The organism is Paenibacillus sp. FSL F4-0100 (genome assembly GCF_037993005.1).
In the GTDB taxonomy this organism is placed as follows: domain Bacteria; phylum Bacillota; class Bacilli; order Paenibacillales; family Paenibacillaceae; genus Paenibacillus_AQ.
The window spans coordinates 2,756,684-2,774,879 of sequence record NZ_CP150303.1; the positions used below are offsets into that span (position 1 = coordinate 2,756,684).

The 18,196-nt window shown below is 46.3% G+C and carries 18 protein-coding genes; 11 read left to right on the top strand and 7 right to left on the bottom strand.

What is annotated here, in order from left to right:
- Window positions 1-292: 292 nt before the first annotated feature.
- Window positions 293-2,095 (top strand): oligoendopeptidase F, encoded by a 1,803-nt coding sequence (gene pepF / locus MHH48_RS12310; RefSeq protein WP_076321043.1) that lies wholly within the window; start codon window positions 293-295, stop codon window positions 2,093-2,095.
- A gap of 93 nt (window positions 2,096-2,188) precedes the next feature.
- Here pepF and MHH48_RS12315 read toward each other — a convergent pair whose 3' ends face one another.
- Together MHH48_RS12315 and MHH48_RS12320 are read right to left on the bottom strand one after the other, a co-directional pair.
- Complete coding sequence (locus MHH48_RS12315; protein WP_076321044.1) at window positions 2,189-5,203, bottom strand: PAS domain S-box protein; 3,015 nt, start codon at window positions 5,201-5,203, stop codon at window positions 2,189-2,191.
- A gap of 214 nt (window positions 5,204-5,417) precedes the next feature.
- Window positions 5,418-5,699: a GNAT family N-acetyltransferase gene (locus MHH48_RS12320; protein WP_076321045.1), complete on the bottom strand. Its 282-nt coding sequence runs from the start codon at window positions 5,697-5,699 to the stop codon at window positions 5,418-5,420.
- Window positions 5,700-5,832: 133 nt separating this feature from the next.
- Here MHH48_RS12320 and MHH48_RS12325 point away from each other — a divergent pair, with 133 nt between their 5' ends.
- From MHH48_RS12325 to MHH48_RS12340, 4 genes are all read left to right on the top strand, one after another.
- Window positions 5,833-6,153: a hypothetical protein gene (locus MHH48_RS12325; protein WP_076321046.1), complete on the top strand. Its 321-nt coding sequence runs from the start codon at window positions 5,833-5,835 to the stop codon at window positions 6,151-6,153.
- A 128-nt stretch (window positions 6,154-6,281) separates the two neighbouring features.
- Complete coding sequence (locus tag MHH48_RS12330; RefSeq protein ID WP_076321047.1) at window positions 6,282-6,737, top strand: VOC family protein; 456 nt, start codon at window positions 6,282-6,284, stop codon at window positions 6,735-6,737.
- A 25-nt stretch (window positions 6,738-6,762) separates the two neighbouring features.
- The gene (locus tag MHH48_RS12335) at window positions 6,763-7,353 is read left to right on the top strand and encodes a TetR/AcrR family transcriptional regulator (RefSeq protein WP_076321048.1); all 591 of its coding nucleotides are present in this window, start codon (window positions 6,763-6,765) and stop codon (window positions 7,351-7,353) included.
- Window positions 7,354-7,474: 121 nt separating this feature from the next.
- Window positions 7,475-8,014 carry a DUF6022 family protein gene (locus MHH48_RS12340; RefSeq protein WP_076321049.1) on the top strand — a complete coding sequence of 180 codons (540 nt, stop codon included), beginning with the start codon at window positions 7,475-7,477 and terminating at the stop codon, window positions 8,012-8,014.
- Between the two features lie 151 nt (window positions 8,015-8,165).
- On the opposite strand, the gene MHH48_RS12345 is transcribed toward MHH48_RS12340, so the two are convergent.
- Window positions 8,166-9,113 (bottom strand): aldo/keto reductase, encoded by a 948-nt coding sequence (locus MHH48_RS12345; protein ID WP_076321050.1) that lies wholly within the window; start codon window positions 9,111-9,113, stop codon window positions 8,166-8,168.
- 23 nt (window positions 9,114-9,136) lie between these two features.
- Window positions 9,137-10,132: a Gfo/Idh/MocA family oxidoreductase gene (locus MHH48_RS12350; RefSeq protein WP_076321051.1), complete on the bottom strand. Its 996-nt coding sequence runs from the start codon at window positions 10,130-10,132 to the stop codon at window positions 9,137-9,139.
- Window positions 10,133-10,254: 122 nt separating this feature from the next.
- Between MHH48_RS12350 and MHH48_RS12355 the strand changes: the two genes are divergently transcribed.
- Together MHH48_RS12355 and MHH48_RS12360 are read left to right on the top strand one after the other, a co-directional pair.
- Window positions 10,255-11,091 carry an AraC family transcriptional regulator gene (locus MHH48_RS12355; RefSeq protein WP_076321052.1) on the top strand — a complete coding sequence of 279 codons (837 nt, stop codon included), beginning with the start codon at window positions 10,255-10,257 and terminating at the stop codon, window positions 11,089-11,091.
- A gap of 173 nt (window positions 11,092-11,264) precedes the next feature.
- Window positions 11,265-11,855 carry a hypothetical protein gene (locus MHH48_RS12360; RefSeq protein ID WP_076321053.1) on the top strand — a complete coding sequence of 197 codons (591 nt, stop codon included), beginning with the start codon at window positions 11,265-11,267 and terminating at the stop codon, window positions 11,853-11,855.
- 88 nt (window positions 11,856-11,943) lie between these two features.
- On the opposite strand, the gene MHH48_RS12365 is transcribed toward MHH48_RS12360, so the two are convergent.
- Window positions 11,944-12,642 carry a hypothetical protein gene (locus tag MHH48_RS12365; RefSeq protein ID WP_256720400.1) on the bottom strand — a complete coding sequence of 233 codons (699 nt, stop codon included), beginning with the start codon at window positions 12,640-12,642 and terminating at the stop codon, window positions 11,944-11,946.
- A 303-nt stretch (window positions 12,643-12,945) separates the two neighbouring features.
- On the bottom strand, window positions 12,946-13,566 hold the full coding sequence (locus MHH48_RS12370) for a DUF1796 family putative cysteine peptidase (protein WP_076321054.1): 621 nt from the start codon (window positions 13,564-13,566) through the stop codon (window positions 12,946-12,948).
- A 443-nt stretch (window positions 13,567-14,009) separates the two neighbouring features.
- On the opposite strand from MHH48_RS12370, the gene MHH48_RS12375 reads away from it, so the two are divergent.
- The 4 genes from MHH48_RS12375 to MHH48_RS12390 all read left to right on the top strand — a co-directional run bounded on the left by MHH48_RS12375 (window position 14,010) and on the right by MHH48_RS12390 (window position 16,691).
- On the top strand, window positions 14,010-14,813 hold the full coding sequence (locus tag MHH48_RS12375) for an extracellular solute-binding protein (RefSeq protein ID WP_076321055.1): 804 nt from the start codon (window positions 14,010-14,012) through the stop codon (window positions 14,811-14,813).
- A 38-nt stretch (window positions 14,814-14,851) separates the two neighbouring features.
- Complete coding sequence (locus MHH48_RS12380; RefSeq protein ID WP_076321056.1) at window positions 14,852-15,340, top strand: hypothetical protein; 489 nt, start codon at window positions 14,852-14,854, stop codon at window positions 15,338-15,340.
- Between the two features lie 86 nt (window positions 15,341-15,426).
- Window positions 15,427-15,972: a sigma-70 family RNA polymerase sigma factor gene (locus MHH48_RS12385; protein ID WP_076321057.1), complete on the top strand. Its 546-nt coding sequence runs from the start codon at window positions 15,427-15,429 to the stop codon at window positions 15,970-15,972.
- A 59-nt stretch (window positions 15,973-16,031) separates the two neighbouring features.
- Window positions 16,032-16,691, top strand: coding sequence for an anti-sigma factor (locus MHH48_RS12390; protein ID WP_256720402.1), 660 nt, complete (start codon window positions 16,032-16,034; stop codon window positions 16,689-16,691).
- A 359-nt stretch (window positions 16,692-17,050) separates the two neighbouring features.
- On the opposite strand, the gene MHH48_RS12395 is transcribed toward MHH48_RS12390, so the two are convergent.
- Entirely contained in the window at window positions 17,051-18,190 is a 1,140-nt protein-coding gene (locus tag MHH48_RS12395; protein WP_144023404.1) for a helix-turn-helix domain-containing protein, read from the bottom strand.
- Window positions 18,191-18,196 lie beyond the last annotated feature (6 nt).

Here is an 18,196-nt window from a genome sequence, read left to right on the forward strand (position 1 = left end):
AAATGAAAATCCATCAAAAAATAAACATATCCCAATACAGGAAATGCCCAAAATTTTACATTTCGATCCATATGAAATTTGGTTAGTTAAGAACGACCACCGACATCAAAATCTCTCCTTTAGATAAGAGTATAGAACAACTATATCCATAAATATGGTCCCAAGTCAAGGCCGAAAAGCGGATACGGTCCCTTGAAAAACTGTGATATGATGGAATTGTTATGCAGTTGCTATTCATTAGTAAATGCTGTCGTCAATCACGAGAGTAAAAGACACGAGAGGAGTTGTATCCATGGGGAAGTTGCTGACACGAAGTGAGGTTCCAATCGAGGCAACCTGGAATCTGGATGATTTGTTTGTCTCGCAAGAAGAATTCGAAGCGGGGTTAAAAGCGCTTGAATCGCAAGCTGCTCAATTGACACGATTCAAAGGTAGGCTGGGAGAGGGTGCATCTATTCTTCTGGAATGCTTGAATGAACAGGAAGTTTTGATGGAAAGCATCAGCAAAGTTGGAGCGTATGCCAGATTACGGCAATCGGAGGACGGAACCAACCCGGCTAACTTGGCGAATTCGGCCAAAACGGGCGATGTTCTCTCACGCATCCAATCCTCTCTGACGTTTATTGTATCGGAGCTGCTGGATCTCGAAGATGGCGCCATCGAACATTACATAACGAAGGAAGAAGGGCTTGTTCCATATGCCCGAAGCTTGAAATTGTTGCTGGAAACCAAACCTCACCGCTTGAGCCCTGAGACGGAGAGCGTGCTAGCATCGCTAGGAGAGGTGCTTGGGTCCCCTTACCGCATCTATTTGCGCAGCAAGCTGTCGGATATGACCTTTGACGATATTCGAGTAAATGACGAAACCAAACCGGTCTCGTTCCGTTTGTACGAGAATTCTTACGAAATGTCCGAGGATACGCAGCTTCGACGCGAAGCCTATGCTTCCTTCACGAAGTCACTGCAGGGATCGCGCCATACCTTTGCAGAGGCTTACGCCACCGAAGTGAAGAAGCAAGTGGTGATGTCCCGGCTTCGCGGGTATGATTCCGTAACGGACATGCTGCTGAAGCCGCAGCAAGTGACCATGGAGATGTACAACAATATCCATGATACAATTCTGACGGAGTTAGCTCCGCATATGCGGAGACTTATGAAGCTGAAGAAGCGTGTGCTTGGGCTGGATCAAATGCTGTTCTGCGATTTGAAAGCGCCGATGGATACGGATTTCAATCCAAGCATCACTTATGAAGAAGCTTGCTCTACAATTTCCAGTGCTTTGTCGATACTGGGTCCTGAATACGGCGAGATCGTTCAATCCACGTTCTCCAAGCGCTTAGTGGATTATGCCGATAATATTGGTAAATCTACAGGCGCGTTCTGTTCCTCCGTATACGGAGTACATTCTTATATCCTGATGGCATGGGCGGACAATATGCGCAATGCCTTCACGTTAGCGCATGAAGTCGGGCATGCCGGTCATTTGATGCTGGCTGCTAGCCATCAGCGTATCACCAATGCGCGTCCTTCCTTGTACTTTATTGAAGCGCCTTCAACGATGAACGAGCTGCTGCTGGCGGATCACTTGCTCAGTCAATCCGAGGATAAGCGGATGCGGCGCTCTGTTATTCTTCAGCTTCTGAGCACGTATTACCATAACTACGTGACTCACCTTCTGGAAGCGGAAATGCAGCGACGGGTATACAGCCATGCGATGGCTGATGAGCCGATTACCGCAGATAAGCTATCTGAGCTAAAAGGTGCCGTGCTATCCGATTTCTGGGGTGACGCGGTCGAGCTCGATGAAGGAGCGAAGCTTACCTGGATGCGGCAACCGCATTATTATATGGGTCTTTATCCATATACTTATGCCGCAGGACTGACCGCATCAACAGCTGCAGCACAATTGATTCGCGAGGAAGGACAACCGTCTGTAGACCGCTGGCTCCAAGTCCTTAAAGCCGGAGGCAGCAAGAGTCCGCTGGAATTAATGGCTATGGCGGGAGTCGATATGTCCACTTCTGAACCAATCTCCAAAGCGGTAGCTTATGTTGGCTCATTAATTGACGAATTGGAGTCCCTGTACGAGGAATAGTATCATTTGAATATAGGAGAAAAGGGTGGTCAACAGCTCATTTGCTGAAGATCACCCTTTTGTTTGTGGAAGATATTGGAGAGGCTCTGAAGTTTATTTGTCCGTGTTATCATCATTCAGCGTATGGGTCGGGATCGTAAAATAGAAGGAGGAACCGACATGTTCACGACTCTCGACGCCGATGACCCCTCCCATCAGCTCGACGAGTTTTTTACTGATTGCAAGCCCCAGTCCCGTACCGCCGTATTTGCGATTCAAGGAGGGGTGAAGCTGCGAGAAAGAGGTGAATAGCTGATGCTGCTGTTCAGTAGGGATGCCAATTCCCGTATCCCTTACTTGAAAAGCAAGCGTGAATTCCTGGGTGCCCGTCCTGGGCAGTCCCTCGACACTCATCATGATGCTGCCCTCATGTGTGAATTTGATGGCATTGCTGATGAGATTAACAAGCACTTGCCGCAGCCGCAGGGCATCGCCGATGATCACATCGGGTACCGTGGAGCTGTTGATGCTGCAGGATAACGATAACCCTTTTTCTTTAGCTTTGGCCGAGAATAGATCAACGACGACCTCAAGCAAGGAACGCAAATCGATCGGTTCATGAATGAGTGTCATATTGCCGGTTTCGATTTTGCTGAAATCAAGGATCTCGTTTAGGATGTGCAGCAGCGAACTGCTGCTCTCCATCAGAATATTGGTATAATTCTGTTGGTCCTCGTCAAGCTCGGTCGTTCTTAACAGCTCAATCATCCCCATGATGCCGTTCATCGGTGTGCGGAGTTCATGGCTCATCATGGTCAGAAACTCCGTTTTCGCTTGATCTGCCCGTTCGGCATTCTCCTTCGCCCGGATGATCTCTTTCTCATCGGTTATATCGCGGAACACCATAACGGCGCCTTTGCGCTCCCCTTGATCCCAGATTGGGTTGACCTGATAATTTGCCAGAAAGCTGGTTCCGTCGCCTCGCCAAAGCACAATTTCGGCTCTGGACAGTGGTACTCCTTGTTTGACGGCTCGAACTAGCGGAGAATCGTCCCCCCGATAAAAAGTGCCGTCATGGCGAATTTCTTTGATAATCTGGTCGCAAGGTCTTCCGATGGTGGTAGCCGGTTCATAATCCAGCATCGCTGCGCCTGCCGGATTGATAAAAGCGACCTCTCCGTGAATGTCCAGTCCGATAATGCCTTCGGATACCGTATTCAGCAAAAGAGTGAGCTCGCGGCTAAGTTTCTTAATCTCTTCCATGGTTCGCATGCGCTCGGTAATGTCCCGGGTAATGCCATAGACGCCGACCACTTCGTCATCCACGAAAATCGGTATGTTGATGGTATTGATGTCGATAGGATGTCCATCCTTATGAATTATCGTCAGATCATAGCTCTGCGGTATGCCTTCTGTCGCCTGATTAAAATGATACAACGTTCGAGCCATGTCATTTTCCGCTACAATCGGTCCGAAATACATTCCGATCAACTCGTCCAAGGAATAACCCGTCAGGTCCTGCAAATTTTGATTGGCCGTTAAGTAGTCGCCATCCAAATTCATGGAGTATACCGCCGACGGATTATATTCAAATAGAGAACGATATCGCTGCTCGCTTTCTTTAAGTTTAAATTCCATCAGCTTTCGTTCGGAAATGTCGCGGGCAATCGAAATGATTTCGTTCTTTTGGCCGTCCTGCGTGCTAATGTACCTGCAATTGACTTCAAACCAGATGTGCCTGCCATCCTTATGTATATAACGGAAGGTGATCGGTGTGAGCAATTTGCAGTCCAGGCAATTCTTGAAATAGTCCTGAAGCGGTATGATATCCTCAGCGTATACGTAATCGAATATACTGGTGCCAACCATCTCATCCGGACGATATCCAAGCAGAGAATAACAGGAAGGTGAACAATAAAGAAACGTTGAACAGCCTATGGTGCTACTCGATATGAAATCAAGGGAATTTTCGGTTATGAGCTTGTACTTATTTTCATTCTCCAGCGACTGCTGTTCAATCAGCACCTGCTCGGTGATATCCTGCGCCATGCCAACCATCTCCATGGGTCTGCCTTCATTCGTAACGGAGACTTCCCATTGAGCTCGAATGGTTCGGATTTGCTTGTCCTGAAGCTGGATCCGGTAGATGATTTCATTCGCCTTCCCTTGAATGGCTCTGCTCACCGCCGCCTCCAGCCGCTCGCGGTCCTCCGGAACGACCAATGACAGCAGCGTGTTATGGTTTGGCTCGGTGGCACTGATCTGATATCCGTAAATTCGCCTCATCTCATCGCTGTAGGTTACCGTATGCGTGATCAGGTCCCAACGCCAGGAACCGATCTTGGCAATCCGCTGCGCATGGGCCAGCGTATCCTCATCCGTTTTTCGTTTGGTAATATTTCGTCCAATGGCCAGAACCTTGTTAATCTCACCCTGAGCTCCCCGAATCAGCTGAAAATACGTTTCGAACCATAAATAATGCCCGTCCTTATGGCGAATGCGTCGAACGAAGCTGTTTTCCTCTGAAAATAGTTTGCCCGGTTCTTTTATTTGCTCGGAATCGACTTGATGATAGTAATCGATCCGGCATTGGCCCGTCACTTCCTCTTGGGTGTATCCGAGTATTTCGGTCACAGAAGGTGAGATGTACTCGATGATGCCGTCAGCGTTGCTGATGGATATAAGATCTTGTCCGCTTTTGGAGATAAGTGCAAGCAGCTCATCATTCTTAATGGTCCGCGGCAAAGATAATTCCTCCTGTATGGTTCGGGGTTCAATACAGCACAATATCCATGGAGTCTCTCCAGGGGCAGGATGTTTTAACAGGGAAATAGTCACTGAGACATGGACTTGATTTCCGTCACGGCGGATAAAATAAGAGTTACTTTTGAGCGTGGTCGTTTGGTTATATGTGAATGATTGCAATGTTTGTTGAATCGGTAGGTTGGATAGAATTTGGATTTCGGAAGGTTTGAGCTGAAGCAGGTCTGAACGTTTGGTTTCGCTAAGTTCGCAAAAACGATCATTAACCATCGCCACAGGCTCGTCAACCGCAGAAATCAGGATCGCCCCAATAGGCAATGTATCAAACATTTGTTCCCAGACCCAATGTTCCGCTGTTTGCCTCATGATTATAGTTGCCTCCCTAACTTAAGCTATACCATTCGATCATAGGGGATAAGATCACTCTATCGCAATCGAAAATACCTAAGTATAATTTGAACTTGGAATTAAGGCGCGTAAAAGCCAACCGATAAGAGGAGCATTCTTATGGCTGGCGAGTCTAACTTTACGAGGGGGACATCCGATTATCAATGCCATATGTTATTTTTAGCATCGTTTTTTATTTGTGCAACAGTACACGATCATCGATGTTTTTATCAAAATAATGCCCGGCATAGGAGCAAGCGGGGATAATTTTCAAATCTTCTTCCCGGGCGTATCCTATTACTTTTCGAATGAGCTCGTCGGCGATTCCTTGCCCTCGTAGGCCAGGTGAGATATAGGTATGATCGATACTAATCACTCCGTTTCCTTGAGGCGAGTAGGAGATTTCGGCTACCGTTTTTCTGTCATCTTCAATAAAAAAGCCGCCGGGCTTTGTCTGTATATTTCGTTTGTCCATGGTGTTAAACCCTCCTTCATCTGGTTGTACTATACCCGTATTCGCTATTCATTAAACGGATTTCAGATAGGCGAACACCCTTGACGGGATATTTGCATAGAATGCGAATAGAAGAGAACGAAGGAGGAGCATCATGAACAATTATTCAACTCAACAGCAAATGCTGTTTCAATGCGACCACCAGTTGGTACATTCCATGAAGAAACACAGAGAAAGCGCCCATTCGGCTATGAAAAATGTGGTGAATCGCAAGGTAAGAGTGCATACGATGGATGATGAAGCAATTGAAGGTATCGTCATTAATGTCGACGCAAAGAATGCGTACATTCTTGTAGAGCAAGGCAACAGAGGTTTCTACCCCGGATATCCTTCCTTTGCGCCATACGGGCCTAATCCTAATGTAGTATTGCCACTAGCGTTGTTCAATCTTTTGGCTATCAGCTTGTTGTGGTAGCAAACGAAGAACCTGCAGTCTGGTCTGCCGGTTCTTTTTTTGTGGAAATTATGTTTAAAAATACATTTACATACATACTGTATGTATGTTAAATTGGATTCATCCCAATAGAAGGAGATGTTTTCCATATGAAGCTGCAAGGATTTTATCCCGTGATCATGACAGAGAAGATCGCCGAAAGCGTAGACTTTTACACACGGTTGTTTGGATTTGAGATTATTTTTGAAGCGGATTGGTATATAAGCCTGAAGCAGGGAGACCAGGAACAAGGCGCCTATGAAATGGCCATTTTGTCCAAAGACCATCCGACGGTACCGTCCGCTTTTCAGAAACCTGTACAGGGATTGATTCTTAATTTTGAGGTGGAGGATGTGGATGCCGAGTATCAAAGGCTGATCATCCACGAAAAGCTGCAGCTTCATCAGGATATGCGGGACGAGGAATTTGGTCAGCGGCATTTTATTATCAGTGACCCGAATGGAGTACTGATTGACATGATCAAGATCATACCGCCTTCCCAGGACTTTCTGGAGCAGTATCATGAAGAAGTATGGTCACCTAATGAGGCCGAACCCAGAGAATGATGCATAGGGGAGAACAACGCTAATTATGAGAAGAAGCAAAAGCGAAACCCACGAGACAATACAACTGCTGCTGAAGGTAGCCAGAGCACATTTTACGGAAAAAGGCTATGCCAATGCGGCACTGGAGGAAATTGCCGACGAAGCTAAAGTTACCCGTGGCGCTCTGTATCATCACTTTAAGAATAAACTAGGTTTGTTCCTGGCTGTGCTTGAATTAGTACAATCGGAAATTGCACAGCGCGTGGAAACGGAAGCGGGTAGCTCCGAGGATCCCTGGGAGCAGCTCCTGTTTGGCTGCCGGGCTTTCATTGCTGCTGTGGTAGAGCCGCAGAATAAGCGGATTATGCTCATTGACGGTCCTAGTGTTGTAGGTTGGGAGGCTTGGCGCGAGATGGACGAGTTGCATTCGATGAGTCATTTGCGGGAGCAGTTAACTTTGATGCAGGAGCAGGGAATGATGAAGAAAATCCCTGTTGATGCGATGACCCATGGCTTGTCTGGCGCATTAAATGAATGCTCGCTTTGGGTCGCTCAAATGCCTGCAACCGATAAAGGCATCGAGGAAACGATGGATGTGATTGCCGGCATGTTACAAGGGTTTCGAGTAAGAGACTAAAGTATATGATAAGGTTTACCCCTATTATGGACCGGTTTTCCAACAAACCTTACAATTTGCATGAATGTTGTAAGCTGGAGAGGTACAGCAATAAATCCATGAAATGGGAAAGGGGTTAACCATGACAATGAAACCGTTGAAGGAATTTTTGGAAGAGCATCAAGATCATCCAATCGAAGCCATCGGAAGCTATATTTCCGAGTACCTTGAACATAACTGGCAAACCGTACTTACCGTAAATCAGGAAAAACTGATGAGGGCATACAACGAGGGTGGAGATGCAGCGTATGGGACGTTTTTGAACCTTTTATTCTTGCCCATTCATAGACAATTAAAGGAATTAGGAATACGACCTGAACCGAAATTCCCCGGTGAGTTTGACATCTCAAGAGAATGGGGAAGCCAGGAAGGGACGGACCAACAGCGCTGGATGTGGAGCACGGTTTATTCGCCAGAGCAGGAGCGACTAGGCACCATCGTCACCGTCGTATATCACGATCATACACAGTTTCGCGTCCCAAGGCAGCCTCGCATCATAACTTTGCAGGAGACAGAAAAAGAGGAAGTCGTCGCAGCTCTTTCGCTCAAGTCGCCGAATTTTAAGGAAGCACTCGAATTTACGGTTGAATATGAAGCATATCTTCGGAGTTTGCAGGAGTAGGAAGTAACGATGCAGCGGATGCAGCGCGGATTTTTCTGCCCACCAAGGAGATGTCTTCGTCCTAGTATAAGATTTCAGATGGTTCTCATGAGCCTATAAAAAAGCGCCTTGAGCAGGATGAAAATATCCTGAGACAAGGCGCTTTTAATATTTAGATTGAAGACAGCTGATCAACCGTTAGGTCTAACCAGTCTAATTCCGCCCTTGTCAGCTGGATGGTTGAACCCTCATCACAGGATTTTAATTCTTCGGCTGATTGCGCACCGATCAGCGCACAGGTTGGGAAGGGCTGGTTCAGCACGTAAGCGAGCGCAATCTGAATGGCTGTCACATGTTTAGATGCCGCCAACTGCTTTGCACGCTCTAATCGCTCCCAGTTCTCATCGCTGTAGAACACCCGCACAAGATCCGCATTATCCCGAATTTCAGGCGTGAATCGGCCGGTAAAGAATCCTCTCGCTTGGGAAGACCAGGAGAACAACGGGAACTGCTCGGATTCATGCCACGCAATTGTCTCTGCATCGGCAGACACGCAGCCTTTCCAGAACGGCTCGTTTGGTTTGGCCAGACTGAGATTCGGGCTGCTGAAGGAGAAACCGACCAATCCATTCGCCTCGGCATAGGCATTGGCATCCCGGATGCGCTCCCATGTCCAGTTGGATACCCCAATGGCGCCAACGCTGCCATCGGCAATGTATTCGTTCAGAGCCTCAATAACTTCGCCTGCCGGAACCTCAGGGTCGTCACGGTGAAGCGCGTACAGATCGATGAAATTCGTCTGCAGTCTTTCAAAGCTCGTTGTGATGTCACTCTTGATGTCTTTTTTATTTACGCGCGGGCCATTATGGTCATGATGAGCACCCTTGGTCAGTATGACGATCTGATCCCGGTTACCTCTTTCCTGCATGTATCTGCCGATCACTTCTTCGCTTTGACCTCCAGCGTAGATGTGAGCAGTATCAACCGAATTGCCGCCGATGGCCAGGTATGCATCCATATTCGCGGCTGCTTTCTCATACGAATCATGATAGAAGTAGTCCGTTCCTTTCATTAGCACGGAGACGGGTTTGTTTAATCCCTTGATTGATATATATTTCATTTCCATATCCTCCTTGGGTGAAATTACAACACAATTCGCTTCCGTTCATGGGCAGATTGCAGGCAGGCGTCGATGACCTTCATGTTGTGAATCGCATCCTCTGCAGTGTAGCGGAGAGGTTTGTTGTTCAAAATCGCTTCGGCCATGTGGTCGCCTTGTTCACTGTATGCGTTTGCATGAGGAACCTCGATTTCTTTACGTCCTTCGCCGGTCGTTAAGAAGAAGTTCGCTCCGTCCTCAGGCAGGCTATAGGCGTAGGGGACTTCGATCAAGCCATCCGTTCCCACAATCTCAAGCGGGTTGCGATACGCCGCCCACATTCCGCAATCAAAAGTCAGGGATACATTGCCCTCAAATTCGATTAATCCGGATGCCATCATGTCGACAAAATCATGCTCGGGGGAGAAGAAAGCTTGAACAGTAACAGCTTCCGGTTCTTGACCCAGCAGGATGCGCGCGGCATTGATCGGATAACAGCCGATATCATAAATCGAACCGCCGCCCCAGTCTTTGCGAAAACGGACATTCCCGTGATTGGCGGAGCTGTTGAAGGTAAACGCGCTGCGTATGCCCCGAATGTCCCCGATGGCGCCGGCGACGATCATTTCCTTCATCAAGTCATACCGCGGGTGATAGCGGTACATAAAGGCTTCGGTCAGCACTACCCCGGCTTTAGCCGCTGCTTCTGCCATTTCAGCTGCTTCTGCTTCCGTCAACGCAAGGGGTTTTTCGCATAGAATGTGTTTACCGGCTTCCGCCGCACGGATGCTCCATTCTTTATGTAGATGGTTAGGGAGCGGAATATAGATAGCATCTATAGAAGAATCCTCGAGCAAGGACTCGTAACTGCCGTATGCAGTCGGAATATTCAGTTCCTCTGCCGTTTGCGCTGCCTTTGCCTGGTCGCGGCTCGCAATGGCAACGACATCATTGAGACGGGATTGCTGTAAACCAGGTATGACCGAGCGTTTGGCAATGCTGGCGCAGCCAAGGATTCCCCAACGAAGTTTTTGAGTCATGTTCATCAGCTCCTATGCAACTTATTAAGATTATATTGCGATTATAAAAGACAAGAATTAAAATTGATATAATATTATTTTGTAGTCTAATACAACAATATTGTCATTTGAGGAGTATTATGATGAAACGACAAAGTCATCTGTTAACCCTTCCGCAAATGCCATTCTTCTGCCTGCCCGAATCAGTAGGGATATACCGGGATGAACTGGACCATACCGTTACGCGGGCAGCCGGGTCTCTGAACAATTTTAATATTCATTATGTGGCTTCCGGTAAAGGGTATGTTGAAATCGAAAATGTAGTTCATACGCTTGGCCCAGGGGAAGCCGTGCTATATTTTCCTATGCAGGCTCAGTGTTATTACACAAGCGAGGACGATCCGTGGGATGTGCGGTGGTTCCACTTTTATGGCAGCGGTCTGCAGAACTATTTCATCGAACGTGGATTTCATAAAAGCCAGCTGTGGAGCATTCGGCAGCCGTCAGCCTTTGAGGAAGCGCACGAAGCGCTGTTATGTGAGGCGGAGACCCACCGGATGCTCAAACCAGCGCAGCTGTCCACGCTAACGTATTCCTTGTTAGCCGTATTCGTGGAGCAGGCGTCCGCATTATCGGACAATAAATCGAACAACTCGGCCAACCGGATTCTTGAACTGCTGCCGATCATGCAGCAGGAAGCGGCACAACCGTTTATTTTGGAGGAGTGGGCGGACAGACTTGGCGTCACCACCTACTATTTCTGCAAATTATTCCGCAATGTTATGGAGATGACCCCGATGGATTTTGTGACGCGCTGCCGTCTTCAGATGGCAAAACAGTGGCTGCTCGACCATAAAGAAAAAACCATCGGACAAATTGCAGTGGAAGCGGGCTATCCGAGCGTCAGTTACTTTAACAAGCGATTTATGGAGCATGAAGGTATGACGCCATCTTCCTATCGTCGCTTATATGGGGTATAGTTATGGATATCACGTCGCCAGGTTAGGTGAGAACTCGACTTAGGTCCAGGTCCTATTCACACCTATAGTCGGTTATGGAAACGGCTTGCCTCTACTACAATGGAATTAACGAAGGATTTGACGAAATCCGGATTCAATGAAATATGTAATCAATGTATGTGGGGGAAAGCCAAATGTCCGATAACCAAAATATATATGTTCTACTGACCGATACGGGTACGATGTTTACCAAACTGATTAAACGAATTACTGCCGCGCCCTATAATCATGCTTCGCTGGCGCTGGACGAGAACTTGAATGAAGTGTTCAGCTTTGGGCGCAAATGCGCCAACAATCCCTGGGTTGGGGGATTTGTTGAGGAAGATGTATACGAAGGAACCTTCCGTCACTTTCCAGGTACGCGCTGCGCTCTGCTCCGACTGGAGGTCACAAGGGAGCAATTTGAGGCGGCAAGAAGCGTGATTCAAAATTATAAGGATGAAGAGGATGCTTACGGGTACAATCTCATCGGTATGTTTGGCGTGCTGATGGGACTTGATATTATGAGAGAAAGATCCTACTTCTGTTCACAATTCGTAGCGGAAGCGATGAAGCAAAGCAGAATCCATTTATGGAATCGCCCTTCCTCCGCAGTAACTCCGAATGATTTCTTTCAGCATCCGGCATTCGAAGTTATTTATGAAGGTATGTTATATGACTATCCATTGCTTGATCAATCCAAGTTGGCTGGATTCCAATACCCGTTCCAAACGGCTTCAAGTTGAGTTACTATTGAGTTGATTTGTTGCATATCGAACCATAACTTCTGCCCTCGGCAGAAGTTATTTTTGTATGGTGCGATTCTTGAAAGCGTCATTTTATTTGCGCATTTGCTCGTGCAATGATAGACTCGATTTTTTGTTCGTGACTGTAAATGCTTTTCTTTTTCATCAAGATCTGACCGGAGAGCGTCAGCAGCCTGGAAAGGGTATCGCTGGTTCTGGCCGATTCATTCGCCTTTACTGCTGCTTTGAAATTTTTCCACTCGGTTGTCATCAGTTTATTTGGCGTTGAGATTGCGCTTTTATCGCCCTTGATCTTGCTTTTGTAGGAATCAATCTCGGACAGGATAGAGCGGACCTTTGCCGCTTTGGAAGTTTTCTCTTTCTTGGCTGCCGTAAGTGCCGCCTGCTTATTTCGGATATCCTCACGTCCCAGGGTAACCAGGATCTTCATGCCACCGGCCTGTGACTGCAACATCTTGGAGAGCGTTTTGTCTTTGAGTTTTTTAGCAACGGCGATTTGCTTATTGAGAGCGGTATAGGTATTAAACAGCGGCTGGTACTTGGTTTTGGCTGCTTGGAGCTGATCCTCCAGCTTGCGGATTTTGTCCTTATCGATTTCGCTGATTCTTTTGCGGGTTTCCGAAGTTTTGGATTCATTGGCATAACGAAGGGAAGAGATTCGATCATCCCAATCCATCGCTTGCTTTCGTTCCGATTTAAAATTATCGTACTGATTGATGAGTTTGGTACGTACGGTTCCACCGGCCCGGTCCGCCGTGGCATTCAATTGGGCTTGGACCGCATCGGTGAACTCGATCGCAGCTGCATCCCGAGAGGCATGGGGATGAAAGTGAGAAATAGTGCCATAACAAGGGATGAGGTCAGTAATCTTCTAAACATAAACATCGCTCCTTAACATAACGAATAATCATCATGAGCGGCAGTCGCATCATGACAGGATGGCCGGACTCACGACAAAAAGCACCCGTTAGAAAGGCGCATTCAACGCCAGACTTACGGGTGCTTCCTTCGTAAGAGCTCCGATTCACTTTTTGTAAATATACAGGTAAATTTTGGTTTTGTCAAACACTTATTCCCCTGAAATGAGCGAAAATCCTCCAAGAATGGTCATCCAAGCCTCCAAATCTCCCTCCCATGTAGGCCCTTTCGGTATTTGCTTGATGAGCACCCGATCCGAGAAAGAAGGAAGAGTAACAATACTTGGACTGCTGCTAATCATGACAAATAAGAGGGTTACGTTCGGATTGGAGTAAGTTTCGCGAATAACCTGATCAATCGTCTCAGCATCCTTTTTATGCGGGATGATCCGCACGAGCAGCGTCTTTTGTTCAGAATTCAAGCAGCGGTTAAAGCGTTCGATTCTTCGATCCAGCCGTTCGCGAAAAGCGGGGTAGTCATATAGCGGCTGCTCCTCCGGGTTGTTCTTGAAATCATGGAAGGATAAACAGGAGGATCGTTTGTCGCGTACATAATAACAGTTCACGGATTTACCATAAATGTCCAGGTTATCCCGGAGCATGAAATCACTGATTTGATGTTTAATCACTTTGCAAAATTCACGGGTCGAAGCGAAGTTGAACCAGTCCCACGGACCTGCTGCATGACGCAGCTTGTTTCTTCTTAGCTGGGCGGCAACTTGACAGTTGTGACCCAGACTGAAAATGGCATCAAACTCCATAGGGGTTGTCATGCTACCAGACCTCCTTGAATCTATCATTGGATATCATATGCAAATTGATAGAGTTGGTATGGAGTAGTGACCAAGGAAAGATGTGGGAGAGCTTAGCCACCGTTTAAGCTTAACGGTAGAAGGAAGTGATACTTTGAGAGGAGGGTGCCGCACATGAAAAACGAAGCACGAATATGGATAGCGCTTCGTTTTTCATATATTTATATTTTCGGGAATTGGGTTTGTAAGATTTTTTTGATCAAACTTTATTCCAAAGCCTACATCTAAGTTCGGGAATTAAGAGATTTCCTTAACGTTGTAAATCCGCATTTTCCTGACGCGACCCCCAATAGATTTATGAAACTTTCTAACTATATTTCAATTATAATCAAACCGTTTAGAGCCTCCCTTCGTTTCCTTTTAATAGTACCGGAAAAAATCATGTATGAAATGGAGGAAGAATCATGAAGAAGACCGTGTTCCTTTCAGCTCTACTGCTCTTTGTCATTACGGCTGCCGGATTGTCAGCCTATGCAGAAATGGACCGTAAGCCGGCGTCCCAGTCGACACCAAATTCAAGCCAAACTGATCATGTCATCCGGGTGTACGGACCGGGCGGACCTCTTGGACCGATCAAGGAAGCTGCTGAACTTTTTTCAGCTAAAACGGGAATCGAGGTGGAAGTAACAGCCGGACCAGAGGGCAATTGGATCGGCCAGGCAAAGCAAGATGCAGATATTATTTTCGGTGGCTCCGAGTATATGCTGCAGGACTTCATCTTCAACCACCCCGAAATGATTGACACTAAATCAAGAACGGAGCTTTACCCGCGTGCTGCAGGAATATTGGTGAGGAAAGGAAATCCTAAGAAGATTGAAAGCCTGGAGGATTTAACGAAAAAGGGAGTAAAAATAATCGATGTGAATGGGGCTGGCCAGCTTGGCCTGTGGGAAGACCTGGCAGGCAGAAAAGGGCTGATCGAAGGCATTTCCCAAAATATTAACCTTTCTGTAAAGTCGAGTGCCGAAGCCATTGAACAATGGAAATCGAATTCCGGCCTGGACGCCTGGATTACCTATGAATCGTGGCATTACCGGCTCGAGGATGTGACCGACCTGGTCGAACTGCCCGAAGTAGAAAAGCTCTATCGTGGAACGCCGATCGCCCTGACGAAAATCACCGATCAGAAAAAAGAGGCACAGCAATTTATTGATTATTTAAGAACGAAAGAAACTCACCAAATCTTTCAAAAATGGGGCTGGAAGTAAGGATGCGCCTTGAATCTAAAAAACTGGGAGGAATATACATGAAAAAAGGAATTTTTACCCTCGCGATACTATCGATTATTTTTGCTTTGACTGCCTGCGGAAAAAGCACTGAGGAAAAAACAGAGACGGATCAACCCAATCAAGCCCAAACGGAACAAACGAAATCGGAACAAGCCCCGGCTGACAGCCTCCAGCTTTTGGAGAATGAGACAGCTGGAGAGTACCTGGCGGATCCACAAAGAAGGGCCCTGTATTACTTTAAAAAGGACGAAGCAGGAAAAAGCAATTGCAGCGGAGACTGCCTGGCAAACTGGCCGGCATTTACCCAGGAGGATTTCGCCGTCCCGGATGGTTTTGACAAAAAGGATTTCGATACGATCACAAGAGAAGACAACGGGGAGAAGCAGGTCACGTACAAAGGTTTTCCTCTCTATTATTTTGCAAAAGACCAGCAAGAAGGGGATGTAAACGGACAAGGAGTAAAAGATGTATGGTTTGTCGTAAACAGCGAAACAGAATTTGAATAAGCCTGCCCAGGGAACGATCAGTCGCGGTCGTTCCCATCCTTATTTTTGAAATAGATATATTTTTATCCAATAGCAGGGAGTGCCATATGAAAGAAAAACACGATGCGGAATTAATGAGATTGGTAAACGAAAAACACCGTCACGCATTAGAGGAGCTTTATGATCGATATATAAAGCTTGTTTACAGCTTCGTTATGAAGTTTTGCAATGGGAATGAGGATAAGACGAAAGAGATTATTCAGTTGGTCTTTTTGAGGCTATGGACAACAAACAGCCATTATGATCCCGCTCAAGGCAGCTTTGTCAATTGGCTCCTCACGATTACACGAAATATTTGCATTGACTACCTCCGCAAAGAGAAGAGGCATACACAACATCATCAAGAGGAACATGAAGAGATCGCCGACCCTGCCAATGAAATCGAGCAACGAGTAAATACGAATAATATTGCGATGGCGAAAAACAAATTGCCGACGGCGCAAAGAAAATTAATCGATTTGCTTTATTGGAAAGGGTATTCTCTTTCAGAGATCGCCAAGCTGGAACAAGAGCCGCTCGGCACGATTAAAAGCAGGCTTCATCAGGCTCTTAAAGGATTGAGGAAGCATCTGGAACTGGAGGATATAAAGTGAGAAGAGATTGTGATCATTTAATTCCATATATAGCAAATGAGCTCAAGGAGAGCGAACACATGGCCTTTGTTGAACATTTAAAGAATTGTACGGATTGTAAGAAAGAATATCAGGAATTGTCCCAGGCCTGGCATGCTTTGCCGTTTGATTATACCGAAATCGAGGTGCCTGAATCGCTAAAAGGCGAGGTGTTGGGGTTTGTTTTTGATCACAAAAGGAAAAGCGGTACGGAAACATTCATGGCTAAGATGAGCAAGATTGCCATGATGCTCAAAAGCCAGTTCACTCCTGTTTCAGCCAGTATCGTCGCCGTCTTGTTGCTTGCGATTATTGGCCTTGGAATAGCGGATGTACAGGAAAAAAATCGACATGCCAAAAATATACCCATTGAAATTTTAACGGCCATTCCCTTAAAAGCAGCCAATCAAAGTCAATCAGAAACAAACGGCATCGCCTATATTGTCCAGCAGGGATCAGAGAAAAATTTGGTGGTGCAGGTTCACGAATTGCCCGGCGTCGAAGGTTCACAGGTTTACCAGGTTTGGCTGCTGAAAAATGGCACGAGGGAAAATGGCGGCATATTCAAGCCGGACGAAAACGGATCCGGAATACTGACCTACCAGCTCGCCGAAGGGCAGACTTTTGAACAAATCGGCATCACCGTCGAACCGGACGCCAACAGCAGCCAGCCAAGGGGAGAAAAAATAGCCGGGTCATAGATGGTAACAGAAAAGGATAGATATATTTTGTTCCATCTGTCCTTTTTGTACAGTAGATTGATCTCGTTATTCCATAACTTCAACTAAGAATCCGGATCAATTCATAATTTTGGTATTTTTTGTTGCGTATCTGCAAGCCGTTCTTTGCCAATTCCTCTGCCTGATCAAGTTTTTCATAAATTTTTTATTAGCCATCCGACTATTCTGTTTCAAAAAGAGGGTATCCTTAGGGTCTTTGGACCTTTTGGGACAGCCCCTCTGATTTTATTCGTCCCTAGGATCATAAAGAAAAAGCCTTTACACACATGTGATTCCGAGTGCTTAAAGGTTTTCCCGAAGGATGTCTCTATTCCGTTATATTAACCTTCCGTTTTCAATGTGGATCGGTACTTCTTCGGCGTCATGCCCGTATACTTCTTGAAAACTTTAATAAAATGAGATTGATCATAAAAGTTCAACCGCAATCCGATAGAAGAAATCGTGTCATTGGTCATATTAAGCAGTTTCTTGGCCTCTTCAATCCGCTGTTTCTGTATATAATTCATCAATGTCATGCCTGTCTGTTCTTTGAATAAATTCATCAAGTAGTTGCTGTTCAGTCCAGTCAACTCCGCAAGCTTGTCGAATGTAATCCCTTGATATAAATGGTTGAAAATGTACTCGCAGCAAATTCTGATCGGTTTGGACATACTTTCTTTCCGGCTCTGTTCAACCCGTTCCGTAAAGTCCAATAATGCACGTACTAACGCGGCCTCAACTGCCTTGACATCATTCAGTTCCTCGATTTGCTGAATATGCAGGTCACTGAGAGTAAAGGCCAGTTCTTCATATATTCCTCCATCTACAGCAGCCCTCATCGCAATCGCAACACAGCAAATGGCTAAATTTTTCATATTGCGGAGTTGGCTCCGCTTAGATAAGATCCCCACGCCCTCGTTAGGAAAGGCGATCCACTGTTTCATTAATTCACTTGTATTGCCGGTTCGAATCAATTCTAGCAACCGTTTCTCTATTTTCGAGCTATGATTAGACACCGATAATTCCCGTTTGGCTAGAATTTCAATTTCTATATTACTCTGAAACATGGCGGGCAGCACATATTGATAACTATATTGCAGCACATCCGTAATCTCCAAAGCCTCTTGATTGATCATCCAATGCGCAAGTACGCTGATATGAAGCAGACGGAGACGGCTCACGACGGGAAGGCTGTCCCAATATGCGTTCCAGTGCGGCAGATCGCGATAGGACATTTGATTATCGTTCATAAGGCCATGGATATGTTCATCCGTAGGTACTTGCTGGATTGAAGGACCGATTACAACGAATCCATGCCGCTCTCCACTACGTTTAACAGGCACTATGATAAACTCTCCCCAGGAATTCGCTGTGAGAATCACCGGGTGTTCCATCTCTTTCTCTATAAATGGATGGAATAGCTTTTCGAATTCCATATAAAAAGGCCTATGCTGATCTCCGCTCCCCCAAATCGTTTCCACGCCATG

What these genes read in the sequence shown, in the direction of transcription:
- MHH48_RS12315 (WP_076321044.1), bottom strand. Translation starts at nt 5,203, where the DNA reads ATGAGGCAAACAGCGGAACATTGGGTCTGGGAACAAATGTTTGATACA.
- pepF (WP_076321043.1), top strand. Translation starts at nt 293, where the DNA reads ATGGGGAAGTTGCTGACACGAAGTGAGGTTCCAATCGAGGCAACCTGG.
- MHH48_RS12350 (WP_076321051.1), bottom strand. Translation starts at nt 10,132, where the DNA reads ATGACTCAAAAACTTCGTTGGGGAATCCTTGGCTGCGCCAGCATTGCC.
- MHH48_RS12320 (WP_076321045.1), bottom strand. Translation starts at nt 5,699, where the DNA reads ATGGACAAACGAAATATACAGACAAAGCCCGGCGGCTTTTTTATTGAA.
- MHH48_RS12355 (WP_076321052.1), top strand. Translation starts at nt 10,255, where the DNA reads ATGAAACGACAAAGTCATCTGTTAACCCTTCCGCAAATGCCATTCTTC.
- MHH48_RS12390 (WP_256720402.1), top strand. Translation starts at nt 16,032, where the DNA reads ATGGCCTTTGTTGAACATTTAAAGAATTGTACGGATTGTAAGAAAGAA.
- MHH48_RS12360 (WP_076321053.1), top strand. Translation starts at nt 11,265, where the DNA reads ATGTCCGATAACCAAAATATATATGTTCTACTGACCGATACGGGTACG.
- MHH48_RS12335 (WP_076321048.1), top strand. Translation starts at nt 6,763, where the DNA reads ATGAGAAGAAGCAAAAGCGAAACCCACGAGACAATACAACTGCTGCTG.
- MHH48_RS12330 (WP_076321047.1), top strand. Translation starts at nt 6,282, where the DNA reads ATGAAGCTGCAAGGATTTTATCCCGTGATCATGACAGAGAAGATCGCC.
- MHH48_RS12380 (WP_076321056.1), top strand. Translation starts at nt 14,852, where the DNA reads ATGAAAAAAGGAATTTTTACCCTCGCGATACTATCGATTATTTTTGCT.
- MHH48_RS12375 (WP_076321055.1), top strand. Translation starts at nt 14,010, where the DNA reads ATGAAGAAGACCGTGTTCCTTTCAGCTCTACTGCTCTTTGTCATTACG.
- MHH48_RS12345 (WP_076321050.1), bottom strand. Translation starts at nt 9,113, where the DNA reads ATGAAATATATATCAATCAAGGGATTAAACAAACCCGTCTCCGTGCTA.
- MHH48_RS12325 (WP_076321046.1), top strand. Translation starts at nt 5,833, where the DNA reads ATGAACAATTATTCAACTCAACAGCAAATGCTGTTTCAATGCGACCAC.
- MHH48_RS12370 (WP_076321054.1), bottom strand. Translation starts at nt 13,566, where the DNA reads ATGACAACCCCTATGGAGTTTGATGCCATTTTCAGTCTGGGTCACAAC.
- MHH48_RS12385 (WP_076321057.1), top strand. Translation starts at nt 15,427, where the DNA reads ATGAAAGAAAAACACGATGCGGAATTAATGAGATTGGTAAACGAAAAA.
- MHH48_RS12340 (WP_076321049.1), top strand. Translation starts at nt 7,475, where the DNA reads ATGACAATGAAACCGTTGAAGGAATTTTTGGAAGAGCATCAAGATCAT.